At 55.5% G+C, this 22,367-nt stretch carries 19 protein-coding genes; all 19 read left to right on the forward strand.

Annotated features, from left to right (window positions below; genetic code table 11):
• Nucleotides 1-510 precede the first annotated feature (510 nt).
• The 19 genes from mraZ to mutT all read left to right on the forward strand — a co-directional run bounded on the left by mraZ (nt 511) and on the right by mutT (nt 22,354).
• Nucleotides 511-969, forward strand: coding sequence for a division/cell wall cluster transcriptional repressor MraZ (gene mraZ, locus AL479_RS13470; protein ID WP_044255498.1), 459 nt, complete (start codon nt 511-513; stop codon nt 967-969).
• Between the two features lies 1 nt (nt 970).
• The gene (rsmH, locus tag AL479_RS13475; protein ID WP_061076418.1) at nt 971-1,912 is read left to right on the forward strand and encodes a 16S rRNA (cytosine(1402)-N(4))-methyltransferase RsmH; all 942 of its coding nucleotides are present in this window, start codon (nt 971-973) and stop codon (nt 1,910-1,912) included.
• Nucleotides 1,909-2,274, forward strand: a complete 366-nt coding sequence (gene ftsL / locus AL479_RS13480) for a cell division protein FtsL (RefSeq protein ID WP_012904474.1) — start codon at nt 1,909-1,911, stop codon at nt 2,272-2,274. The genes rsmH and ftsL overlap by 4 nt, the downstream gene beginning before the upstream one ends.
• A gap of 15 nt (nt 2,275-2,289) precedes the next feature.
• Nucleotides 2,290-4,056 carry a peptidoglycan glycosyltransferase FtsI gene (ftsI, locus tag AL479_RS13485; protein ID WP_042997941.1) on the forward strand — a complete coding sequence of 589 codons (1,767 nt, stop codon included), beginning with the start codon at nt 2,290-2,292 and terminating at the stop codon, nt 4,054-4,056.
• Nucleotides 4,043-5,530, forward strand: coding sequence for a UDP-N-acetylmuramoyl-L-alanyl-D-glutamate--2,6-diaminopimelate ligase (murE, locus tag AL479_RS13490; RefSeq protein ID WP_061076419.1), 1,488 nt, complete (start codon nt 4,043-4,045; stop codon nt 5,528-5,530). Before ftsI ends, murE begins: the two co-directional genes overlap by 14 nt.
• A complete protein-coding gene (murF, locus tag AL479_RS13495) occupies nt 5,527-6,885 on the forward strand; it encodes a UDP-N-acetylmuramoyl-tripeptide--D-alanyl-D-alanine ligase (protein WP_061076420.1) in 1,359 nt (452 codons plus the stop codon). Before murE ends, murF begins: the two co-directional genes overlap by 4 nt.
• The gene (gene mraY, locus AL479_RS13500) at nt 6,879-7,961 is read left to right on the forward strand and encodes a phospho-N-acetylmuramoyl-pentapeptide-transferase (protein WP_042997938.1); all 1,083 of its coding nucleotides are present in this window, start codon (nt 6,879-6,881) and stop codon (nt 7,959-7,961) included. The genes murF and mraY overlap by 7 nt, the downstream gene beginning before the upstream one ends.
• A 2-nt stretch (nt 7,962-7,963) precedes the next feature.
• Nucleotides 7,964-9,280 (forward strand): UDP-N-acetylmuramoyl-L-alanine--D-glutamate ligase, encoded by a 1,317-nt coding sequence (gene murD / locus AL479_RS13505; protein WP_061076421.1) that lies wholly within the window; start codon nt 7,964-7,966, stop codon nt 9,278-9,280.
• Nucleotides 9,280-10,524 carry a cell division protein FtsW gene (ftsW, locus tag AL479_RS13510; RefSeq protein WP_061076422.1) on the forward strand — a complete coding sequence of 415 codons (1,245 nt, stop codon included), beginning with the start codon at nt 9,280-9,282 and terminating at the stop codon, nt 10,522-10,524. Before murD ends, ftsW begins: the two co-directional genes overlap by 1 nt.
• Entirely contained in the window at nt 10,521-11,588 is a 1,068-nt protein-coding gene (gene murG / locus AL479_RS13515) for an undecaprenyldiphospho-muramoylpentapeptide beta-N-acetylglucosaminyltransferase (protein ID WP_061076423.1), read from the forward strand. Before ftsW ends, murG begins: the two co-directional genes overlap by 4 nt.
• Nucleotides 11,589-11,640: 52 nt before the next feature.
• Nucleotides 11,641-13,116, forward strand: a complete 1,476-nt coding sequence (murC, locus tag AL479_RS13520; RefSeq protein ID WP_061076424.1) for a UDP-N-acetylmuramate--L-alanine ligase — start codon at nt 11,641-11,643, stop codon at nt 13,114-13,116.
• Nucleotides 13,109-14,029, forward strand: a complete 921-nt coding sequence (locus AL479_RS13525) for a D-alanine--D-alanine ligase (protein ID WP_061076425.1) — start codon at nt 13,109-13,111, stop codon at nt 14,027-14,029. The genes murC and AL479_RS13525 overlap by 8 nt, the downstream gene beginning before the upstream one ends.
• Nucleotide 14,030: 1 nt before the next feature.
• Entirely contained in the window at nt 14,031-14,861 is an 831-nt protein-coding gene (gene ftsQ / locus AL479_RS13530) for a cell division protein FtsQ (protein ID WP_042997932.1), read from the forward strand.
• Complete coding sequence (gene ftsA / locus AL479_RS13535) at nt 14,858-16,120, forward strand: cell division protein FtsA (RefSeq protein WP_003018755.1); 1,263 nt, start codon at nt 14,858-14,860, stop codon at nt 16,118-16,120. The genes ftsQ and ftsA overlap by 4 nt, the downstream gene beginning before the upstream one ends.
• Nucleotides 16,121-16,181: 61 nt before the next feature.
• Entirely contained in the window at nt 16,182-17,333 is a 1,152-nt protein-coding gene (ftsZ, locus tag AL479_RS13540) for a cell division protein FtsZ (protein ID WP_004857884.1), read from the forward strand.
• 100 nt (nt 17,334-17,433) lie between these two features.
• Nucleotides 17,434-18,351 carry a UDP-3-O-acyl-N-acetylglucosamine deacetylase gene (gene lpxC, locus AL479_RS13545; protein ID WP_061076426.1) on the forward strand — a complete coding sequence of 306 codons (918 nt, stop codon included), beginning with the start codon at nt 17,434-17,436 and terminating at the stop codon, nt 18,349-18,351.
• Nucleotides 18,352-18,627: 276 nt separating this feature from the next.
• Nucleotides 18,628-19,134 (forward strand): secA translation cis-regulator SecM, encoded by a 507-nt coding sequence (gene secM, locus AL479_RS13550; RefSeq protein ID WP_061076427.1) that lies wholly within the window; start codon nt 18,628-18,630, stop codon nt 19,132-19,134.
• 63 nt (nt 19,135-19,197) lie between these two features.
• Complete coding sequence (gene secA, locus AL479_RS13555) at nt 19,198-21,903, forward strand: preprotein translocase subunit SecA (RefSeq protein ID WP_061076428.1); 2,706 nt, start codon at nt 19,198-19,200, stop codon at nt 21,901-21,903.
• Between the two features lie 58 nt (nt 21,904-21,961).
• On the forward strand, nt 21,962-22,354 hold the full coding sequence (gene mutT / locus AL479_RS13560) for an 8-oxo-dGTP diphosphatase MutT (protein WP_061076429.1): 393 nt from the start codon (nt 21,962-21,964) through the stop codon (nt 22,352-22,354).
• Nucleotides 22,355-22,367: the final 13 nt, after the last annotated feature.

The following is a 22,367-nucleotide window of genomic DNA, read 5'->3' on the forward strand; positions in this document are numbered from 1 at the left end:
TTCTCAACTTTACCGAAATAATCCGTATTTAAACGAAACAGAGCCGATTTCAGGTTATTGAGACGTAACGGCAGGTTAGAGTTGTATTATTTTGTTACATGCTTGTCGTGAATTGCCGAATTAACAAACACTTTTTGTCGCCGCAGCGCGAATGTCTCGGCGGGCTTGTCGGTGTGCGGTGTTAGCAGCCATAAACAGGGACTGTATTCATGATGCAATATGTCCTAAAATGCCGCTCGCGTCGCAAACTGACACTTTATATTCCCTTCTGAGAATAATTGTTCGTTTTAAAACGGTGATGAGTTTTGGGATTTTTTTCTTACAAATATTCATGACGTTAATTTGCTTCGTTCGTTGGACGGAATTTAATCAACGCTGATATTAGCCGTAAACATTGGGTTTTTTACTCAGGTAAGCGTTGTGACTCGCTTGACAAGCTTTTCCTCCGCTCCGTAAACTCCTTTGAGTGGGAATTTGTGGGGCAAAGTGGTAATGAGGGGGGAGACTGGCATGTTCCGGGGAGCAACGTTAGTCAATCTCGACAGTAAAGGGCGCTTATCTGTGCCTACCCGTTACCGGGATCAACTGATCGAGAGCGCTACCGGTCAAATGGTTTGTACCATTGACATCCATCACCCGTGCCTGCTGCTTTACCCCCTGCCTGAATGGGAAATTATCGAGCAAAAATTATCGCGTCTGTCGAGCATGAACCCGGTAGAGCGCCGCGTGCAGCGTTTACTGTTGGGGCATGCCAGCGAATGTCAGATGGACAGCGCCGGGCGATTACTGGTGGCGCCTGTCCTGCGGCAACATGCCGGGCTGACAAAAGAAGTGATGCTGGTTGGACAGTTCAACAAATTTGAACTGTGGGATGAAACGACCTGGTATCAACAGGTCAAGGAAGATATCGACGCTGAGCAGAGTGCGACCGGGACGTTGTCGGAGCGCCTGCAGGACTTGTCTCTATAAGATGATGGAAAATTTTAAACACACCACGGTGCTGCTGGACGAGGCCGTAAACGGTCTGAATATTCGCCCTGATGGCATCTACATTGATGGAACATTTGGTCGCGGTGGTCACTCGCGTCTCATTCTCTCGCAGCTTGGCGAAGAGGGACGTCTGCTGGCAATCGATCGCGATCCGCAGGCGATCGCCGTCGCCCAGACCATCAATGATCCTCGCTTCTCCATCATTCATGGACCTTTCTCCGCGCTGGCTGACTATGTTGGCGAGCGCGAACTGACCGGCAAGATCGACGGGATTCTTCTCGATCTTGGCGTCTCTTCACCGCAGCTTGACGACGCTGAGCGCGGTTTCTCTTTCATGCGTGACGGCCCGCTGGATATGCGCATGGATCCCACTCGCGGCCAGTCGGCTGCCGAATGGCTGCAAATCGCAGAAGAAGCCGATATCGCCTGGGTGCTGAAGACCTTTGGCGAAGAGCGTTTTGCCAAACGTATTGCCCGCGCCATCGTTGAGCGCAACCGCGAACAGCCCATGACCCGCACCAAAGAACTGGCGGAAGTGGTCGCGGCGGCAACGCCGGTGAAGGACAAATTCAAACATCCCGCGACCCGTACCTTCCAGGCGGTGCGCATCTGGGTGAACAGTGAACTGGAGGAGATAGAGCAGGCGCTAAAAAGCTCGCTCAGCGTGCTGGCCCCGGGTGGGCGGCTTTCTGTCATCAGTTTCCACTCGCTGGAAGACCGCATTGTGAAACGCTTTATGCGTGAGCAAAGCCGCGGTCCGCAGGTTCCGGCCGGATTACCGATGACGGAAGAGCAGCTCAAAAAACTGGGCGGTCGTGAGCTAAGAGCATTAGGCAAGTTGATGCCGGGTGAAGAAGAGGTTGCAGAGAATCCTCGTGCCCGTAGTTCAGTTCTGCGTATTGCAGAGAGGACGAACGCATGATCAGCAGAGTGACAGAGGCCCTCAGCAAAGTTAAGGGATCGATTGGAAGCAACGAGCGCCATGCTTTGCCTGGCGTGATCGGTGACGATCTTTTGCGATTTGGGAAGCTGCCACTCTGCCTGTTCATTTGCATCATTGTGACGGCGGTGACGGTGGTCACGACCGCACACCACACACGATTACTGACTGCGCAACGTGAACAACTGGTTCTGGAGCGCGATGCGCTGGATATCGAGTGGCGCAACCTGATCCTTGAGGAGAATGCCCTCGGCGATCATAGCCGGGTGGAACGGATCGCAACGGAGAAGCTGCAAATGCAGCATGTTGATCCCTCACAAGAAAATATCGTAGTGCAAAAATAAGGAAAAACGCGACGCATGAAAGCAGCGGCAAAAACGCTAAAACCAAAACGTCAGGAAGAACAGGCCAACTTTATCAGTTGGCGTTTTGCGTTGCTGTGCGGCTGCATTTTACTGGCGCTGGGTTTCCTGCTGGGCCGTGTCGCCTGGCTGCAGATTATCGCGCCGGACATGCTGGTCCGTCAGGGTGACATGCGTTCGCTGCGCGTACAGGAAGTGGCAACGTCGCGCGGTATGATCACCGACCGTTCGGGCCGTCCGCTGGCCGTCAGCGTGCCAGTGAAAGCTATCTGGGCCGATCCGAAAGAGGTGCATGAAGCCGGGGGTATTACCGTTGGCGACCGCTGGCGAGCGCTCTCCACCGCTCTGAATATCCCCCTCGATCAACTGTCTGCCCGGATCAATGCTAACCCAAAAGGGCGTTTTATCTATCTGGCGCGTCAGTTAAACCCGGATATGGCGGATTACATCAAAAAGCTGAAGCTGCCGGGCATTTATCTGCGCGAAGAGTCCCGTCGTTACTATCCTTCCGGCGAAGTGACCGCTCACCTCATTGGTTTCACCAACGTGGATAGCCAGGGGATTGAAGGCGTTGAGAAGAGTTTTGACAAATGGCTCACCGGTCAACCGGGCGAGCGTATTGTGCGTAAAGACCGCTACGGTCGCGTCATTGAAGATATCTCTTCTACCGACAGCCAGGCAGCGCATAACCTCGCGCTGAGCATTGACGAACGCCTGCAGGCGTTGGTGTATCGCGAACTGAACAATGCGGTGGCGTTTAACAAGGCGGAATCCGGGAGCGCGGTGCTGGTTGATGTGAGCACCGGTGAAGTGCTGGCAATGGCGAACAGCCCGTCCTACAACCCGAACAACCTGAGCGGCACGCCAAAAGACGCGATGCGTAACCGTACCATTACCGACGTTTTCGAGCCGGGTTCTACCGTCAAACCGATGGTGGTGATGACCGCGCTCCAGCGTGGTGTGGTGCGGGAAAACAGCGTGCTCAATACCGTGCCCTACCGAATTAACGGCCACGAAATCAAAGACGTGGCGCGCTACAGCGAATTGACCCTGACCGGGGTTTTACAGAAGTCGAGTAACGTCGGTGTTTCTAAGCTGGCGTTAGCGATGCCGTCCTCAGCGTTAGTAGATACTTACTCACGTTTTGGGCTAGGAAAGGCGACCAATTTGGGGTTGGTCGGAGAACGCAGTGGCTTATATCCTCAAAAACAACGGTGGTCTGACATAGAGAGGGCCACCTTCTCTTTCGGCTACGGGCTAATGGTAACCCCGTTACAGTTAGCGCGAGTCTACGCAACGATTGGCAGCTATGGCGTTTATCGTCCGCTGTCGATTACCAAAGTTGACCCCCCGGTTCCCGGCGAGCGCATTTTCCCGGAATCGACCGTACGTACCGTTGTGCACATGATGGAAAGCGTGGCGCTGCCTGGCGGCGGCGGGGTGAAGGCGGCGATTAAAGGTTATCGTATCGCCATTAAAACCGGTACCGCGAAGAAAGTCGGTCCGGATGGCCGCTATATCAACAAATACATTGCTTATACCGCAGGCGTTGCGCCTGCGAGTCAGCCGCGCTTCGCGCTGGTTGTTGTTATCAACGATCCGCAGGCGGGTAAATACTACGGCGGCGCCGTTTCCGCGCCGGTATTCGGTGCCATCATGGGCGGCGTTCTGCGCACCATGAACATCGAACCGGATGCGCTGGCAACGGGCGAAAAAAGTGAATTCGTAATTAATCAAGGCGAGGGAACAGGTGGCAGATCGTAATTTGCGCGACCTTCTTGCTCCGTGGGTATCAGGTTTACCTGCGCGAGAACTGCGAGAGATGACACTCGACAGCCGTGTGGCTGCGTCGGGCGATCTCTTTGTGGCAGTGGTGGGTCATCAGGCGGACGGGCGTCGATATATCCCGCAGGCGATAGCGCAAGGTGTGGCTGCCATTATTGCAGAGGCGAAAGACGAGGCAATCGACGGCGAAGTGCGTGAAATGCACGGCGTACCGGTTATCTATCTCAGCCAGCTTAACGAGCGTTTATCTGCGCTGGCGGGCCGCTTTTATCACGAGCCATCTGAAAACATGCGTCTGGTCGGCGTCACCGGCACGAACGGTAAAACCACCACGACCCAACTGCTGGCGCAGTGGAGCCAACTGCTCGGCGAAACCAGCGCAGTGATGGGCACGGTCGGTAACGGCCTGCTCGGTAAAGTGATCCCAACGGAAAATACCACCGGCTCGGCGGTAGACGTTCAGCAAGTGCTGGCGGGACTGGTTGATCAGGGCGCGACCTTATGCGCGATGGAAGTCTCTTCCCACGGTCTGGTGCAGCATCGCGTCGCCGCGCTGAAATTTGCCGCTTCGGTGTTTACCAATTTAAGCCGTGACCATCTGGATTATCACGGTGACATGGAGCATTACGAAGCCGCGAAATGGCTGCTTTTCTCTACGCACCATTGTGGACAGGCGATTATCAACGCGGATGATGAAGTCGGTCGCCGTTGGCTGGCGAATCTGCCGGATGCCGTGGCCGTCTCCATGGAAGATCATATCAACCCTAACTGTCATGGTCGTTGGCTGAAGGCCGTTGAGGTGAATTATCACGACAGCGGCGCGACCATCCGCTTTGCCTCAAGCTGGGGCGAGGGTGAGATTGAAAGTCGTCTGATGGGCGCGTTTAACGTCAGCAATCTGCTGCTGGCGCTGGCCACGCTGCTGGCGCTGGGCTATCCACTGGCTGACTTACTGAAAACCGCCGCGCGTCTGCAACCGGTTTGCGGGCGTATGGAAGTCTTTAGCGCGCCGGGTAAAACCACCGTAGTCGTCGATTATGCCCATACCCCTGATGCGCTGGAAAAAGCGCTGCAGGCGGCGCGTCTGCACTGCACCGGGCAACTCTGGTGCGTCTTTGGCTGCGGCGGCGATCGTGACAAAGGAAAGCGCCCGCTGATGGGGGCGATTGCCGAAGAGTTCGCCGATGTTGTGGTCGTAACGGACGACAACCCGCGTACTGAAGAGCCGCGCGCCATTATCGACGACATTCTGGCAGGCATGCTGGATGCCGGTCGGGCAAAAGTGATGGAAGGCCGCGCCGAAGCGGTGACCAATGCCATTATGCAGGCGAAAGATAACGATGTAGTGCTGGTGGCGGGTAAAGGCCACGAGGATTACCAGATTGTCGGTACGCAGCGTCTCGACTATTCCGACCGCGTAACCGCGGCGCGCCTGCTGGGGGTGATCGCATGATTCGCGTAACGCTCAGCCAGCTCGCCGGTATTCTCGGCGGCGAACTGAAAGGGAACGATCTGTCCCTCGATGCCGTCACCACCGATACGCGTAAGCTGACGCCGGGCTGCCTGTTTGTGGCGCTCAAAGGCGAACGTTTTGATGCTCACGATTTTGCCGAACAGGCAAAAGAAGGCGGGGCAGGCGCGCTGTTGGTCAGCCGTCCGCTGGCAGTTGATTTGCCGCAGGTGATTGTGCAAGACACCCGTCTGGCCTTCGGCGAACTGGCTGCGTGGGTTCGCGCGCAGGTTCCGGCGCGCGTGGTGGCATTAACCGGTTCGTCCGGTAAAACCTCTGTGAAAGAGATGGCGGCGGCGATGCTAAGCCAGTGTGGTAACACGCTCTATACCGCAGGCAATCTTAACAACGATATCGGTGTACCGATGACGCTGCTGCGCTTAACCGCGGATGTTGACTACGCGGTGATTGAATTAGGCGCTAACCACCAGGGCGAAATCGCCTGGACCGTCGGCCTGACGCGCCCGGAAGCGGCACTGGTCAACAACCTGGCGGCGGCGCATCTGGAAGGCTTCGGCTCGCTGGCGGGAGTGGCGAAAGCGAAAGGCGAAATCTTTACCGGTCTGCCTGAAAACGGCATTGCCATTATGAATGCCGATAACAATGACTGGCTGAACTGGCAAAACATCATCGGCGATCGAAAAGTCTGGCGCTTTTCACCGAATGCCGCCAACAGCGATTTCACCGCCACCAATGTGCATGTGACGTCACATGGCACCGAATTTTTACTGCAAACGCCTGGCGGAAGCATTGATGTACTGCTGCCGTTGCCCGGGCGTCACAATATCGCCAATGCACTGGCGGCGGCGGCGCTGTCGATGGCTGTTGGCGCGACGCTGGAGGCGATCAAAACCGGTCTGGCGAATTTAAAAGCGGTACCGGGGCGTCTGTTCCCTGTCCAGTTAGCGGAAAACCAACTGCTGCTCGATGATTCGTATAACGCTAACGTCGGGTCAATGACCGCCGCGGTACAGGTACTGTCCGAAATGCCGGGTTACCGTGTGCTGGTTGTCGGCGATATGGCCGAGCTGGGCGCAGAAAGCGAAGCCTGCCACGTGCAGGTCGGTGAGGCGGCGAAAGCGGCAGGCATCGACTGCGTATTGAGTTCAGGGAAACTGAGCAAGGCTATCAGCGATACCAGTGGCGTCGGCGAACATTTTGCGGATAAACCCGCGCTGATCGCGCGTCTGCAGGCGCTGATTGCAGAGCAACAGATTATTACCATTTTGGTGAAGGGTTCACGTAGTGCCGCCATGGAAGAGGTCGTACGCGCATTACAGGAGAAAGGATCATGCTAGTTTGGCTGGCCGAACATTTGGTCAAATATTATTCCGGCTTTAACGTCTTTTCCTATCTGACGTTTCGCGCCATTGTCAGCCTGCTGACCGCGCTGTTCATCTCATTGTGGATGGGCCCGCGCATGATCGCCCGTCTGCAAAAACTCTCTTTCGGCCAGGTCGTACGTAACGATGGTCCGGAGTCCCACTTCAGCAAGCGCGGCACGCCGACGATGGGCGGGATCATGATCCTGACGGCGATCGTTATTTCCGTTCTGCTGTGGGCCTATCCGTCAAACCCGTACGTCTGGTGCGTGTTGGTGGTGCTGATTGGTTACGGCATTATCGGCTTCGTCGATGACTACCGCAAAGTGGTCCGCAAAGACACCAAAGGCCTGATTGCGCGCTGGAAATACTTCTGGATGTCAGTCATTGCGCTGGGCGTTGCTTTCGCACTGTACCTCGCCGGGAAAGACACGCCGGCGACAGAGCTGGTGGTGCCGTTCTTCAAAGACGTCATGCCGCAACTGGGGCTGTTCTACGTTCTGCTGGCATATTTCGTGATTGTCGGCACCGGCAACGCGGTGAACCTGACTGACGGCCTGGATGGCCTGGCGATTATGCCAACCGTCTTCGTCGCGGGGGGATTCGCGCTGGTGGCGTGGGCGACCGGTAACATGAATTTTGCCAACTATCTGCATATTCCGTACTTACGTCATGCCGGCGAACTGGTGATCGTCTGTACGGCGATTGTCGGCGCGGGCTTAGGTTTCCTGTGGTTTAACACCTATCCGGCGCAGGTCTTCATGGGCGACGTCGGATCGCTGGCGCTGGGCGGCGCGCTTGGCATTATCGCCGTGCTGCTGCGTCAGGAGTTCCTGCTGGTGATCATGGGCGGGGTATTTGTGGTGGAGACCCTGTCGGTGATATTGCAGGTCGGTTCCTTCAAGCTGCGTGGTCAGCGTATCTTCCGCATGGCGCCGATTCATCACCACTATGAACTGAAAGGCTGGCCGGAACCGCGCGTGATTGTGCGCTTCTGGATTATTTCGCTGATGCTGGTCCTGATTGGGCTGGCAACGCTGAAGGTACGTTAATCATGGCTGATTACCAGGGTAAAAACGTCGTCATTATCGGTCTGGGATTAACCGGACTCTCTTGCGTGGACTTTTTCCTCGCTCGTGGCGTGACCCCTCGCGTGATGGATACCCGTGCGACACCACCGGGACTGGAAAAGTTACCGGAGGCGGTAGAGCGTCATGTCGGCAGTCTGAACGATGACTGGTTGCTGGCGGCGGATCTGATTGTGGCAAGCCCTGGTATCGCCCTTGCGCATCCGTCACTGAGCGCAGCGGCTGATGCGGGCGTTGAGATTGTTGGCGATATCGAGTTGTTCTGCCGTGAAGCGCAGGCACCGATTGTGGCGATCACCGGTTCGAACGGGAAAAGCACCGTCACGACGCTGGTGGGTGAAATGGCGAAAGCGGCAGGAGTGAACGTCGGCGTTGGCGGCAACATTGGCCTGCCCGCCTTGATGCTGCTGGATGCAGAACGCGAATTGTATGTCCTTGAACTCTCTAGCTTCCAGCTGGAAACCACGTTCAGCCTGCAGGCGGCTGCGGCCACCATTCTGAACGTGACCGAAGATCACATGGATCGGTATCCGTTTGGTTTACAACAGTATCGCGCGGCAAAACTGCGCGTTTACGAGAATGCGAAAGTCTGTGTGGTCAATGCTGATGATGCGTTGACGATGCCGATTCGTGGCGCCGACGAGCGCTGTGTGAGCTTTGGCGTCAACATGGGCGATTACCACCTTAACCGTCAGCAGGGCGAAACCTGGCTGCGGGTGAAGGGGGAAAAAGTGCTGAACGTGAAAGAGATGAAGCTTTCCGGCCAGCATAACTACACCAACGCCCTGGCGGCGCTGGCGCTGGCAGATGCGGCTGGTTTACCGCGCGCCAGCAGCCTGAAAGCGCTGACGACGTTCACCGGGCTGGCGCATCGCTTCCAGTTAGCGCTGAACCATAACGGCGTGCGCTGGATTAACGACTCGAAAGCGACCAACGTCGGCAGCACCGAAGCGGCGCTGAATGGCCTGCATGTTGACGGTACGCTGCATCTGTTGCTGGGCGGCGATGGTAAATCGGCGGACTTCTCTTCGCTGAGTCGTTATCTGGAAGGCGATCGCGTGCGTTTGTACTGTTTCGGTCGCGATGGCGCGCAACTGGCGGCGCTGCGTCCGGAAATTGCGGAACAAACCGACACGATGGAAGAGGCGATGCGTCTGCTGGCGCCGCGTCTGCAGGCGGGCGATATGGTGTTGTTGTCTCCGGCCTGCGCCAGCCTCGATCAGTTTAAGAATTTTGAACAACGGGGCGATGTCTTCACCCGTCTGGCGAAGGAGTTGGGTTGATGCGTTTATCTCTCCCTCGCCTGAGACTGCCGCGCCTGCCGGGACTTGGAATCCTGGGATGGATCTTTGCGGCGCTTAAAGGCTGGGTGATGGGCTCGCGGGATAAGGATTCCGACAGTCTGATCATGTACGATCGCGTGCTGCTGTGGCTGACGTTAGGCCTCGCGGCGATCGGTTTTATCATGGTGACGTCGGCATCCATGCCGGTAGGTCAACGTCTGGCGGGCGATCCGTTCCTGTTTGCCAAGCGTGATGCGCTCTATATTTTTCTGGCATTTTGTCTGGCGATGATCACGCTGCGTCTGCCTATGGAGTTCTGGCAGAAGTACAGCACGACGATGCTGATCGCCTCGATCATTATGCTGTTGATCGTGCTGGTAGTGGGCAGTTCGGTGAACGGGGCATCGCGTTGGATCGCATTAGGTCCGCTGCGTATTCAGCCCGCGGAATTTACCAAGCTGTCGCTGTTCTGCTATCTGGCGAACTACCTGGTGCGCAAGGTTGACGAAGTTCGTAATAACCTGCGCGGCTTCCTGAAGCCGATGGGCGTGATTCTGGTACTGGCGATCCTGCTGCTGGCGCAGCCGGACCTCGGTACGGTGGTGGTGCTGTTCGTGACCACGCTGGCGATGCTGTTTCTGGCCGGGGCGAAGTTGTGGCAGTTCATTGCCATCATCGGCATGGGGATTTCAGCGGTCGTGCTGCTGATTCTCGCCGAACCGTATCGTATTCGCCGCGTAACCTCGTTCTGGAACCCATGGGAAGATCCGTTTGGTAGCGGATACCAGCTTACCCAGTCACTGATGGCGTTCGGTCGCGGTGAGATGTGGGGACAGGGACTGGGCAACTCGGTACAGAAACTGGAGTATTTGCCGGAAGCGCATACCGACTTTATCTTCGCCATCATTGGGGAAGAACTGGGTTATATCGGTGTGGTATTGGCGCTTTTAATGGTATTCTTCGTCGCTTTTCGCGCGATGTCGATTGGCCGCAAAGCGCTGGAGATCGACCACCGTTTTTCCGGATTTTTGGCCTGTTCCATCGGTATTTGGTTTAGTTTTCAGGCACTGGTGAACGTCGGCGCGGCGGCAGGCATGCTGCCAACCAAAGGTCTGACGCTGCCGCTCATCAGTTACGGTGGCTCGAGTTTGCTGATTATGTCGACGGCCATCATGTTTTTGTTGCGAATTGATTATGAAACGCGCCTGGAAAAAGCACAGGCGTTTACACGAGGTTCACGATGAGTGGTCAAGCGAAGCGGTTAATGGTGATGGCGGGCGGTACCGGCGGACATGTGTTCCCGGGACTGGCGGTCGCGCACCATTTAATGTCCCAGGGCTGGGAAGTTCGCTGGCTGGGTACCGCAGACCGTATGGAAGCGGATTTAGTCCCTAAGCATGGCATCGATATTGACTTCATCCGTATTTCCGGGTTGCGCGGAAAAGGCGTGAAAGCGCTGTTGGCCGCCCCGTTGCGTATTTTCAACGCATGGCGTCAGGCTCGCGCAATCATGAAAAGTTTTAAACCCGATGTAGTGCTGGGGATGGGCGGGTATGTTTCCGGTCCCGGCGGTCTGGCCGCGTGGTCACTGGGCATTCCGGTCGTGCTGCACGAGCAAAATGGTATCGCCGGGTTAACGAATAAATGGCTGGCGAGAATTGCTACGAAGGTCATGCAGGCGTTTCCTGGTGCGTTTCCGAATGCGGAAGTGGTCGGGAACCCGGTACGTACCGACGTGCTGGCGCTGCCGCTGCCGCAGGATCGTCTGACCGGGCGCGAAGGTCCGATTCGTGTGCTGGTGGTCGGGGGATCGCAGGGCGCTCGCGTGCTGAATCAAACCCTGCCGCAGGTTGCCGGCAGACTGGGTGATGCGGTGACTATCTGGCATCAGAGTGGGAAAGGCGCGCAGCAGACCGTAGAACAGGCCTATGCCGATGCGGGACAACCGCAGCATAAGGTGACGGAATTTATTGATGACATGGCGGCCGCCTACGCGTGGGCCGATGTGGTGGTCTGTCGTTCTGGCGCATTGACGGTCAGTGAAATTGCCGCCGCCGGTTTACCTGCGCTGTTTGTGCCGTTTCAACATAAAGATCGACAGCAGTACTGGAATGCGCTGCCGCTGGAAAAAGCGGGCGCAGCCAAAATTCTCGAGCAGCCGCAGTTTACTGTGGATGCCGTCGCCAGCACCCTGTCCGGGTGGTCGCGAGAAAGTTTGTTAACCATGGCAGAACGTGCCCGCGCTGCATCCATTCCGGATGCCACCGAGCGTGTCGCAAATGAAGTGAGCCGGGCTGCCCGGGCGTAATTGTAGCGGTGCCTTTTGCATCGCATGAATTGAGAAGTGAATGGCGTAAAGAATGAATACACAACAACTGGCAAAACTGCGTTCCATCGTGCCCGAAATGCGTCGCGTTCGGCACATTCACTTTGTCGGCATCGGTGGTGCTGGTATGGGCGGTATTGCCGAAGTTCTGGCCAATGAAGGGTATCAGATCAGTGGTTCCGATTTAGCGCCAAACCCGGTGACGCAGCAGTTGACGAACCTGGGAGCAACGATTTATTTCAACCATCGCCCGGAAAACGTGCGTGATGCGAGCGTAGTTGTGGTTTCCAGCGCCATCTCGGCCGATAACCCGGAGATTGTGGCGGCGCATGAAGCGCGCATTCCGGTGATCCGTCGCGCGGAGATGCTGGCGGAGCTGATGCGTTTTCGTCACGGCATTGCGATTGCCGGGACGCACGGTAAAACGACCACCACCGCGATGGTCTCCAGTATTTACGCGGAAGCGGGACTGGACCCGACCTTCGTTAACGGCGGTCTGGTGAAAGCGGCGGGCGTGCATGCGCGTCTGGGCCATAGCCGTTACTTAATTGCGGAAGCGGATGAGAGCGACGCGTCGTTCCTCCATCTGCAGCCGATGGTGGCGATTGTCACCAACATCGAAGCCGACCACATGGATACCTACCATGGCGATTTCGAGAATTTAAAGCAGACGTTTATTAACTTCCTGCATAACCTGCCGTTTTATGGTCGTGCGGTGATGTGTGTTGATGACCCGGTGATCCGCGAGCTACTGCCGCGCGTGGGCCGTCAGACGACCACTTACGGCTTTAGCGATGACGCTGACGTTCGTGTGCAAGATTATCAGCAGGTGGGTCCGCAGGGGCACTTCACTCTGTTGCGCCAGGGGATGCAAGACCTGCGCGTCACGCTGAATGCGCCAGGTCGCCATAACGCCCTGAACGCGGCGGCGGCCGTGGCGGTTGCGACGGAAGAAGGTATTGCAGACGAGGCGATCCTGCGCGCGCTGGAAAGCTTCCAGGGTACCGGGCGCCGCTTCGACTTCCTCGGTGAATACCCGCTCGAGCCGGTTAACGGTAAAGCCGGTACGGCAATGCTGGTGGATGATTACGGACATCACCCGACGGAAGTGGATGCGACCATTAAAGCGGCACGGGCGGGCTGGCCGGACAAAAATCTGGTGATGCTGTTTCAGCCGCACCGTTTCACGCGTACGCGTGATCTGTATGACGACTTTGCCAACGTGCTGACCCAGGTTGATGCGTTGCTGATGCTGGATGTGTATGCGGCGGGTGAAGCGCCTATTCCAGGTGCGGACAGCCGTTCGCTGTGCCGCACTATTCGTGGTCGCGGTAAAATCGACCCGATTCTGGTTTCCGATCCGGCGCAGGTCGCAGAAATGCTGGCGCCGGTATTAACCGGCAATGATTTGATTCTGGTTCAGGGTGCGGGAAATATCGGCAAAATCGCGCGTTCCTTAGCTGAAATCAAACTGAAGCCGCAAATTCAGGAGGACGAGCAACATGGCTGATAAAATCGCGGTCCTGCTGGGCGGTACCTCTGCTGAACGTGATGTGTCGCTGAATTCCGGCGCGGCAGTGCTGGCCGGATTACGTGAAGGCGGCGTGGATGCGCATCCGGTCGATCCGAAAGAGGTCGACGTTACGCTGCTGAAGTCGATGGGCTTTCAGAAAGTCTTTATCGCCCTGCATGGTCGCGGCGGGGAAGACGGAACCTTACAGGGACTGCTGGAGCTGGTTGGCTTGCCTTATACCGGCAGCGGCGTAATGGCATCGGCGATCTCAATGGATAAACTGCGCAGCAAGTTGCTGTGGCAGGGGGCGGGATTACCCGTCGCGCCATGGGTAGCTCTGACGCGATCTCAGTTTGAAAAAGGTCTTGACGAAGAACAGGTTACGCAAATTTCTGCGCTGGGTTTACCGCTGATTGTGAAGCCCAGCTGTGAAGGGTCCAGCGTGGGAATGTCAAAAGTGTCAGAATATGACGCTTTACAGGATGCATTAACGCTGGCATTTCAGCATGATGAAGAAGTTCTGATCGAGAAATGGCTCAGCGGTCCGGAATTTACGGTAGCGATACTGGGTGAAGAAATTTTACCCGCAACTCGTATCCAACCCGCCGGAACCTTCTATGATTATGAGGCGAAGTATCTGTCTGATGAGACACAGTATTTCTGCCCTGCAGGTCTGGAAAGCGAACAAGAGGCTATTTTACAGGCATTCGTGCTGAAAGCATGGACAACCCTGGGCTGTAAAGGCTGGGGGCGCATTGACGTCATGCTGGATAACGATGGCCAGTTTTATCTGCTGGAAGCGAATACCTCTCCGGGTATGACCAGCCACAGCCTGGTGCCGATGGCGGCGCGTCAGGCGGGGATGAGTTTCTCGCAGTTGGTGGTACGAATTCTGGAGTTGGCGGACTGATATGTCGCAGGCTGCGCTGAACACGCGAAACAGTGATGAAGAGGTTTCTTCCTCACGTCGCAATAATGGAACGCGTCTTGCAGGTATTTTCTTCCTGCTGACGGTGCTGTGTACCGTGCTGGTCAGCGGCTGGGTGGTGTTGGGGTGGATGGAAGATGCGCAGCGTTTGCCGCTGTCAAAGCTGGTGTTAACCGGTGAGCGCCATTACACGAAGAATGATGATATTCGCCAGTCGATTCTGGCGCTGGGCGCGCCTGGCACCTTCATGACCCAGGACGTGAATATCATCCAGAGTCAGATTGAACGCTTGCCGTGGATCAAGCAGGCCAGCGTCAGAAAGCAATGGCCCGATGAATTGAAGATTCATCTGGTTGAATATGTGCCGATTGCGCGTTGGAATGATCAGCATATGGTAGACGCCGAAGGAAATGCCTTCAGCGTGCCGGCCGATCGCACCAGCAAGCAGGTTTTACCCATGTTATCTGGCCCGGAAGGCAGCGCGAGTGAAGTGTTGCAAGGGTATCGTGACATGTCGCAGGTGCTGGCGAAGGACCGGTTTACCCTGAAGGAAGCGGCAATGACCGCTCGTCGTTCCTGGCAGTTGACGCTTAATAACGATATTAAGCTCAATCTTGGCAGGGGCGACACGATGAAACGTTTGGCTCGCTTTGTAGAACTGTATCCAGTTTTACAGCAGCAGGCGCAAACCGATGGCAAACGGATTAGCTACGTTGATTTGCGTTATGACTCAGGAGCGGCAGTAGGGTGGGTTCCCTTGCCTCCTGAGGAATCTAATCAGCAACAGAATCAGGTACAGGCAGAACAACAATGATCAAGGCGACGGACAGAAAACTGGTAGTTGGACTGGAGATTGGCACCGCGAAGGTCGCCGCTTTAGTAGGGGAAGTTCTGCCCGACGGTATGGTCAATATCATTGGCGTGGGCAGTTGCCCGTCACGGGGGATGGATAAAGGCGGGGTTAACGACCTCGAATCCGTGGTGAAATGCGTACAGCGCGCCATTGACCAGGCAGAACTGATGGCAGATTGCCAAATCTCCTCGGTCTATCTGGCGCTTTCGGGCAAACACATTAGCTGTCAGAATGAAATTGGCATGGTGCCGATTTCGGAAGAAGAAGTGACGCAGGAAGACGTGGAAAACGTCGTGCATACCGCGAAGTCTGTACGCGTTCGCGATGAGCACCGTGTGTTGCACGTCATCCCGCAGGAATATGCGATTGACTATCAGGAAGGGATTAAAAACCCGGTCGGTCTTTCCGGTGTGCGTATGCAGGCTAAAGTGCATTTGATCACCTGCCACAACGATATGGCGAAGAACATTGTTAAAGCCGTGGAACGTTGTGGCCTGAAAGTTGACCAACTGATATTCGCCGGACTGGCGGCCAGTTATTCCGTATTGACGGAAGATGAACGCGAACTGGGCGTCTGCGTCGTCGATATTGGTGGTGGTACAATGGACATCGCCGTTTATACTGGCGGGGCTTTGCGCCACACCAAAGTGATCCCTTATGCAGGGAATGTGGTCACCAGCGACATTGCGTATGCCTTCGGTACGCCGCCGAGCGACGCCGAAGCGATTAAAGTTCGTCACGGCTGTGCGCTGGGATCCATCGTCGGGAAAGACGAAAGCGTTGAAGTGCCAAGCGTGGGCGGGCGTCCGCCGCGCAGTCTGCAACGACAGACGCTGGCAGAGGTGATTGAGCCGCGTTATACCGAACTGCTCAACCTGGTCAACGAAGAGATATTGCAATTACAGGAACAGCTTCGCCAGCAGGGTGTGAAACATCATCTGGCGGCGGGGATTGTACTGACCGGTGGCGCGGCGCAAATTGAAGGGCTTGCCGCCTGTGCCCAGCGCGTGTTCCATACGCAAGTGCGTATCGGCGCGCCGCTGAATATTACCGGTCTGACGGATTACGCTCAGGAGCCGTATTACTCAACGGCGGTGGGGCTGCTTCACTACGGGAAAGAGTCCCATTTAAGTGGTGAAGCTGAAGTAGAGAAGCGTGTTACGGCTTCAGTTGGCTCTTGGATTAAACGTCTTAATAGCTGGCTGCGAAAAGAGTTTTAATTTTTTATGAGGCCGGCGAAAATTACGGCCTCAGGCGACAGGCACAACGGAGAGAGAAACTATGTTTGAACCTATGGAACTGACCAACGACGCGGTGATTAAAGTCATCGGCGTCGGTGGCGGCGGCGGTAACGCCGTTGAACACATGGTGCGCGAGCGCATTGAGGGTGTTGAATTCTTCGCGGTAAATACCGACGCTCAGGCGTTGCGAAAGACGGCGGTTGGCCAGACTATTCAGATCGGTAGCGGTATTACCAAAGGTCTGGGTGCGGGTGCGAACCCGGAAGTCGGTCGCAATGCAGCAGACGAAGATCGTGAAGCTCTGCGTGCAGCGCTTGACGGTGCAGACATGGTGTTTATCGCAGCTGGCATGGGCGGCGGTACCGGTACCGGTGCAGCGCCAGTGGTTGCTGAAGTGGCGAAAGATTTAGGGATCCTGACCGTTGCGGTCGTGACCAAGCCTTTCAATTTTGAAGGCAAAAAGCGTATGGCTTTCGCGGAGCAGGGGATCACTGAGCTGTCCAAGCATGTGGACTCGCTGATCACCATCCCGAACGACAAACTGCTGAAAGTCCTGGGACGTGGTATCTCCCTGCTCGACGCGTTTGGCGCGGCGAACGACGTGCTGAAAGGCGCAGTTCAGGGCATCGCGGAACTGATTACCCGTCCGGGCCTGATGAACGTCGACTTTGCTGACGTGCGCACCGTGATGTCCGAAATGGGCTACGCGATGATGGGTTCTGGCGTGGCAAGCGGTGAAGACCGTGCAGAAGAAGCCGCTGAAATGGCGATCTCTTCTCCGCTGCTGGAAGATATCGATCTGTCCGGCGCGCGTGGCGTACTGGTCAACATCACTGCGGGCTTCGACCTGCGTCTGGATGAGTTCGAAACCGTGGGTAACACCATCCGTGCCTTTGCATCGGATAACGCGACCGTGGTGATCGGTACCTCTCTGGACCCGGATATGAACGACGAGCTGCGCGTGACCGTTGTTGCTACCGGTATCGGTATGGACAAGCGTCCTGAAATCACCCTGGTCACCAACAAACAGGTGCAGCAACCGGTGATGGATCGTTACCAGCAGCATGGCATGGCGCCGTTGACGCAAGAGCAGAAACCGGTCGCGAAAGTGGTGAACGACAATACGCCGCAAACTGCGAAAGAGCCGGATTATCTGGATATCCCTGCGTTCCTGCGTAAGCAAGCCGATTAAGAATAGGCTGGAATTTGGGATTCGAGGCTCTTTGTGCTAAACTGGCCCACCGAATGTATAGTACACTTCGGTTGGATAGGTAATTTGGCGAGATTATACGATGATCAAACAAAGGACACTTAAACGTATCGTTCAGGCGACTGGCGTCGGTTTACATACCGGCAAGAAAGTCACCCTGACATTACGCCCTGCGCCGGCCAACACCGGGGTCATCTATCGTCGCACCGACTTGAATCCACCGGTAGATTTCCCGGCCGATGCCAAATCTGTGCGTGATACCATGCTCTGTACGTGTCTGGTTAATGAGCATGATGTACGGATTTCAACCGTTGAGCACCTTAACGCTGCTCTGGCGGGTCTGGGTATCGATAACATTGTTATCGAAGTCGATGCTCCGGAAATCCCGATCATGGATGGCAGTGCTGCTCCGTTTGTCTACCTGCTGCTTGATGCCGGTATTGAAGAACTGAACAGTGCCAAGAAATTTGTTCGCATCAAAGAGACCGTTCGGGTCGAAGATGGCGACAAGTGGGCCGAGTTCAAACCGTACAATGGTTTTACGTTGGATTTCACCATCGACTTTAACCATCCGGCGATCGACTCCAGCACTCAGCGCTATGCGATGAATTTCTCTGCTGATGCATTCATGCGCCAGATCAGCCGCGCGCGTACTTTCGGTTTCATGCGTGATATCGAATATCTGCAGTCCCGAGGCCTGTGCCTGGGCGGTAGCTTCGATTGTGCCATCGTTGTTGACGATTATCGCGTACTGAACGAAGACGGCCTGCGTTTTGAAGATGAATTCGTTCGTCACAAAATGCTCGACGCCATTGGCGACCTGTTCATGTGTGGTCACAACATTATCGGTGCATTTACCGCGTACAAATCCGGTCATGCGCTGAATAACAAATTGCTGCAGGCTGTCCTGGCAAAACAGGAAGCCTGGGAATATGTGACCTTCCAGGACGACGCAGAACTGCCGCTGGCTTTCAAAGCGCCTTCGACCGTACTGGCATAACGACACAGGTTGTCGCATAAATTCGACTGGTTAATCTGGCACTCTCTCCGGCCAGGTAAGCCAGTCGTTTTTTTTGGCATTTTTCTGCCCTGCCTGTTGCCAAAAGCGCCTTTCGGTTGTGTGCTTTCGCGTACTGAATCGCGATGCCGTGCGAACGCTGCTTTCTTAAGCACTTTTACCTGCAACTTCTCATCAATACTGCTGTAGTGCCTGCGCATTAATGATAAGATTTGTGCGCAAAAACGTTTTGAATAACACGATTGGGATGGCAATAACGTGAGTGGAATACTGACGCGCTGGCGACAGTTAGGTAGACGCTACTTCTGGCCGCATCTCTTATTAGGGATGGTCGCGGCGAGTTTTGGCTTGCCCGCGCTCGGAAATGCCGTTGAGCCGACTACGCCGGCAAAGGCGACAGCCAGTAGCCACGAACAACGCGTTAAAGTTAATTTCAGCCAACTGGCGCTGCTGGAAGCGAGCAATCGTCGCCCCAATTTCACCGTCGATTACTGGCATCAGCATGCTATTCGTACGGTCATTCGTCATCTTTCCTTCGCAATGGCGCCACAGGCGCTGCCCGTTGCTGAAGAACCATTACCGCTTCAGGCGCACCATTTAGCCTTACTGAACACGCTCAGCGCGATGCTGACGCAGGAAGGTACGCCCCCGGCAAGTGCGTCGCGCGTAACGTATGCCCATTTCACGCCTCAGGCCGTATTCACCGTTCCCGCCTGGATCAGTCAGGCGCAAGGGATACGCGCCGGCCCTCAACGCCTCAGCTAAAAAACCCAATAAACTTCAATACATTATTATGACCCCACATCGCGGGGCGTTTGAGATTTCAATATGCTAATCAAATTATTAACGAAAGTATTCGGTAGCCGTAACGATCGTACGTTACGTCGTATGCGTAAAGCGGTTGCAGTGATCAATGCCATGGAACCGGAGATGGAAAAACTCTCCGATGACGAACTGAAAGCGAAAACCGGTGAATTCCGTGCGCGTCTGGAAAAAGGCGAAAGCGTGGAGAGTCTGATCCCGGAAGCGTTTGCTGTCGTACGTGAAGCCAGTAAGCGCGTGTTCGGCATGCGTCACTTCGACGTTCAGTTGCTCGGTGGGATGGTCCTTAACGATCGCTGCATCGCGGAAATGCGTACCGGTGAAGGTAAAACCCTGACTGCAACGCTGCCCGCTTATCTGAACGCGCTGAGCGGCAAAGGCGTTCACGTGGTTACCGTGAACGACTATCTGGCACAACGTGACGCCGAAAACAACCGTCCGCTGTTTGAATTCCTCGGTATGACCGTCGGTATCAACCTGCCGGGTATGCCTGCGCCAGCCAAGCGCGAAGCCTACGCTGCGGACATTACTTACGGTACCAACAACGAATATGGCTTTGACTATCTGCGTGACAACATGGCGTTCAGCCCTGAAGAGCGCGTACAGCGTAAACTGCACTATGCGCTGGTGGATGAGGTCGACTCCATCCTGATCGATGAAGCGCGTACGCCGCTGATCATTTCCGGACCGGCTGAAGACAGCTCGGAAATGTACAAGAAAGTGAACAAAATCATCCCGCATCTGGTTCGCCAGGAGAAAGAAGACTCCGACAGTTTCCAGGGTGAAGGTCACTTTTCTGTGGATGAAAAGGCGCGCCAGGTTAACCTGACCGAACGTGGTCTGGTACTGATTGAAGAACTGCTGGTGAAAGAAGGCATTATGGATGAAGGTGAGTCTTTGTACTCTCCGGGCAACATCATGCTGATGCACCACGTGACCGCTGCGCTGCGCGCGCACGCGCTGTTCACCCGCGACGTTGACTACATCGTAAAAGACGGCGAAGTCATCATCGTTGACGAACACACTGGTCGTACCATGCAGGGCCGTCGCTGGTCTGATGGTCTGCACCAGGCTGTTGAAGCGAAAGAGGGCGTGGATATCCAGAACGAGAACCAGACGCTGGCCTCGATCACCTTCCAGAACTACTTCCGTCTGTATGAAAAACTGGCCGGTATGACCGGTACGGCAGATACCGAAGCGTTCGAATTTAGCTCAATCTACAAACTGGATACCGTGGTGGTGCCGACCAACCGTCCGATGATCCGTAAGGATATGCCGGATCTGGTCTACATGACCGAAGCGGAAAAAATTCAGGCCATTATTGAAGATATTAAAGAGCGTACCGCCAATGGTCAGCCGGTACTGGTGGGGACTATCTCCATTGAGAAATCCGAAGTGGTTTCTAACGAACTGACCAAAGCGGGTATCAAGCACAACGTTCTGAACGCCAAATTCCACGCTAACGAAGCGGCTATCGTCGCGCAGGCGGGCTATCCGGCGGCGGTGACCATCGCCACCAACATGGCCGGTCGTGGTACCGATATTGTGCTGGGCGGTAGCTGGCAGGCCGAAGTGGCCGCGCTGGAAAACCCAACGCCAGAGCAGATTGCACAGATTAAAGCCGACTGGCAGGTTCGCCATGAAGCGGTGCTGGCGTCCGGTGGTCTGCACATCATCGGTACTGAGCGTCATGAATCTCGTCGTATCGATAACCAGCTGCGCGGTCGTTCCGGTCGTCAGGGGGATGCGGGTTCTTCGCGTTTCTACCTGTCAATGGAAGATGCGTTGATGCGTATTTTTGCCTCTGACCGCGTGTCCGGGATGATGCGTAAACTGGGGATGAAACCGGGCGAGGCTATTGAGCACCCGTGGGTCACCAAAGCGATTGCTAACGCGCAGCGTAAAGTGGAAAGCCGCAACTTCGATATTCGTAAGCAACTGCTGGAATACGATGATGTCGCCAACGATCAGCGTCGCGCGATCTATACCCAGCGTAACGAACTGCTGGATGTGAGCGACGTTAGCGAAACCATCAACAGCATTCGTGAAGACGTGTTCAAAACGACCATTGATGCCTACATTCCGCCGCAGTCTCTGGAAGAAATGTGGGATATCCCGGGCCTGCAGGAACGCCTGAAAAATGACTTTGATCTGGAGATGCCGATTGCAGAATGGCTGGATAAAGAGCCGGAGCTGCATGAAGAGACGCTGCGTGAGCGTATTCTGGCGCAGGCCATCGAAGTGTATCAGCGCAAAGAAGAAGTGGTTGGCGCAGAGATGATGCGTCACTTCGAAAAAGGGGTCATGCTGCAAACGCTCGATTCCCTGTGGAAAGAGCACCTGGCGGCGATGGATTACCTGCGTCAGGGGATCCATCTGCGTGGCTATGCGCAGAAAGATCCGAAGCAGGAATATAAGCGCGAATCCTTCTCGATGTTTGCCTCTATGCTGGAATCACTGAAATACGAAGTGATCAGTACGCTGAGCAAAGTTCAGGTTCGCATGCCGGAAGAAGTTGAAGCCATGGAGCAGCAGCGTCGTGAAGAAGCTGAGCGCTTAGCACAGATGCAACAACTCAGCCATCAGGATGACGACAGCGCCGCGGCGGCCGATCTGGCGGCACAAACGGGCGAGCGTAAAGTGGGTCGTAACGATCCATGCCCGTGTGGTTCTGGTAAAAAATACAAACAGTGCCACGGCCGTCTGAGCTAAGGTCTGCATCATAACGATAAGGCGCAGGAAACTGCGCCTTTTTTATGGATACGACAATATGAAAAAACTGAACATCGCGGTTGGGATTATTCGTAATCCGTATAACGAAATCTTTATCACCCAGCGTGCGGTCGATGCGCACATGGCGAACAAACTGGAATTTCCAGGCGGAAAAATTGAGGCCGGAGAGACGCCGGAGCAGGCACTGAGCCGCGAGCTACAGGAAGAGGTGGGCATTACGCCGGTAGATGCCAGGCTTTTCGAGAAGCTGGAGTATCAGTTTCCGGACAGGCATATCACGCTGTGGTTCTGGCTGGTTGAAAGCTGGAAAGGCGAGCCGTGGGGGAAAGAGGGGCAACCTGGAAAATGGATGGCCGCCGGGACGTTGCAGGCGGAGGATTTCCCTCCGGCGAATGAACCCGTGATTGCGAAGTTAAAACAAAACCTGTAGGCCGGATGAGGCG

This window comes from Citrobacter amalonaticus (assembly GCF_001559075.2).
GTDB classification, from domain to species: domain Bacteria; phylum Pseudomonadota; class Gammaproteobacteria; order Enterobacterales; family Enterobacteriaceae; genus Citrobacter_A; species Citrobacter_A amalonaticus_F.

Excerpts from the sequence above, each read along its gene's own strand:
- mraZ (WP_044255498.1), top strand. The coding sequence starts at position 511 with ATGTTCCGGGGAGCAACGTTAGTCAATCTCGACAGTAAAGGGCGCTTA.
- rsmH (WP_061076418.1), top strand. The coding sequence starts at position 971 with ATGATGGAAAATTTTAAACACACCACGGTGCTGCTGGACGAGGCCGTA.
- ftsL (WP_012904474.1), top strand. The coding sequence starts at position 1,909 with ATGATCAGCAGAGTGACAGAGGCCCTCAGCAAAGTTAAGGGATCGATT.
- ftsI (WP_042997941.1), top strand. The coding sequence starts at position 2,290 with ATGAAAGCAGCGGCAAAAACGCTAAAACCAAAACGTCAGGAAGAACAG.
- murF (WP_061076420.1), top strand. The coding sequence starts at position 5,527 with ATGATTCGCGTAACGCTCAGCCAGCTCGCCGGTATTCTCGGCGGCGAA.
- mraY (WP_042997938.1), top strand. The coding sequence starts at position 6,879 with ATGCTAGTTTGGCTGGCCGAACATTTGGTCAAATATTATTCCGGCTTT.
- murD (WP_061076421.1), top strand. The coding sequence starts at position 7,964 with ATGGCTGATTACCAGGGTAAAAACGTCGTCATTATCGGTCTGGGATTA.
- ftsW (WP_061076422.1), top strand. The coding sequence starts at position 9,280 with ATGCGTTTATCTCTCCCTCGCCTGAGACTGCCGCGCCTGCCGGGACTT.
- murG (WP_061076423.1), top strand. The coding sequence starts at position 10,521 with ATGAGTGGTCAAGCGAAGCGGTTAATGGTGATGGCGGGCGGTACCGGC.
- murC (WP_061076424.1), top strand. The coding sequence starts at position 11,641 with ATGAATACACAACAACTGGCAAAACTGCGTTCCATCGTGCCCGAAATG.
- AL479_RS13525 (WP_061076425.1), top strand. The coding sequence starts at position 13,109 with ATGGCTGATAAAATCGCGGTCCTGCTGGGCGGTACCTCTGCTGAACGT.
- ftsQ (WP_042997932.1), top strand. The coding sequence starts at position 14,031 with ATGTCGCAGGCTGCGCTGAACACGCGAAACAGTGATGAAGAGGTTTCT.
- ftsA (WP_003018755.1), top strand. The coding sequence starts at position 14,858 with ATGATCAAGGCGACGGACAGAAAACTGGTAGTTGGACTGGAGATTGGC.
- ftsZ (WP_004857884.1), top strand. The coding sequence starts at position 16,182 with ATGTTTGAACCTATGGAACTGACCAACGACGCGGTGATTAAAGTCATC.
- lpxC (WP_061076426.1), top strand. The coding sequence starts at position 17,434 with ATGATCAAACAAAGGACACTTAAACGTATCGTTCAGGCGACTGGCGTC.
- secA (WP_061076428.1), top strand. The coding sequence starts at position 19,198 with ATGCTAATCAAATTATTAACGAAAGTATTCGGTAGCCGTAACGATCGT.
- mutT (WP_061076429.1), top strand. The coding sequence starts at position 21,962 with ATGAAAAAACTGAACATCGCGGTTGGGATTATTCGTAATCCGTATAAC.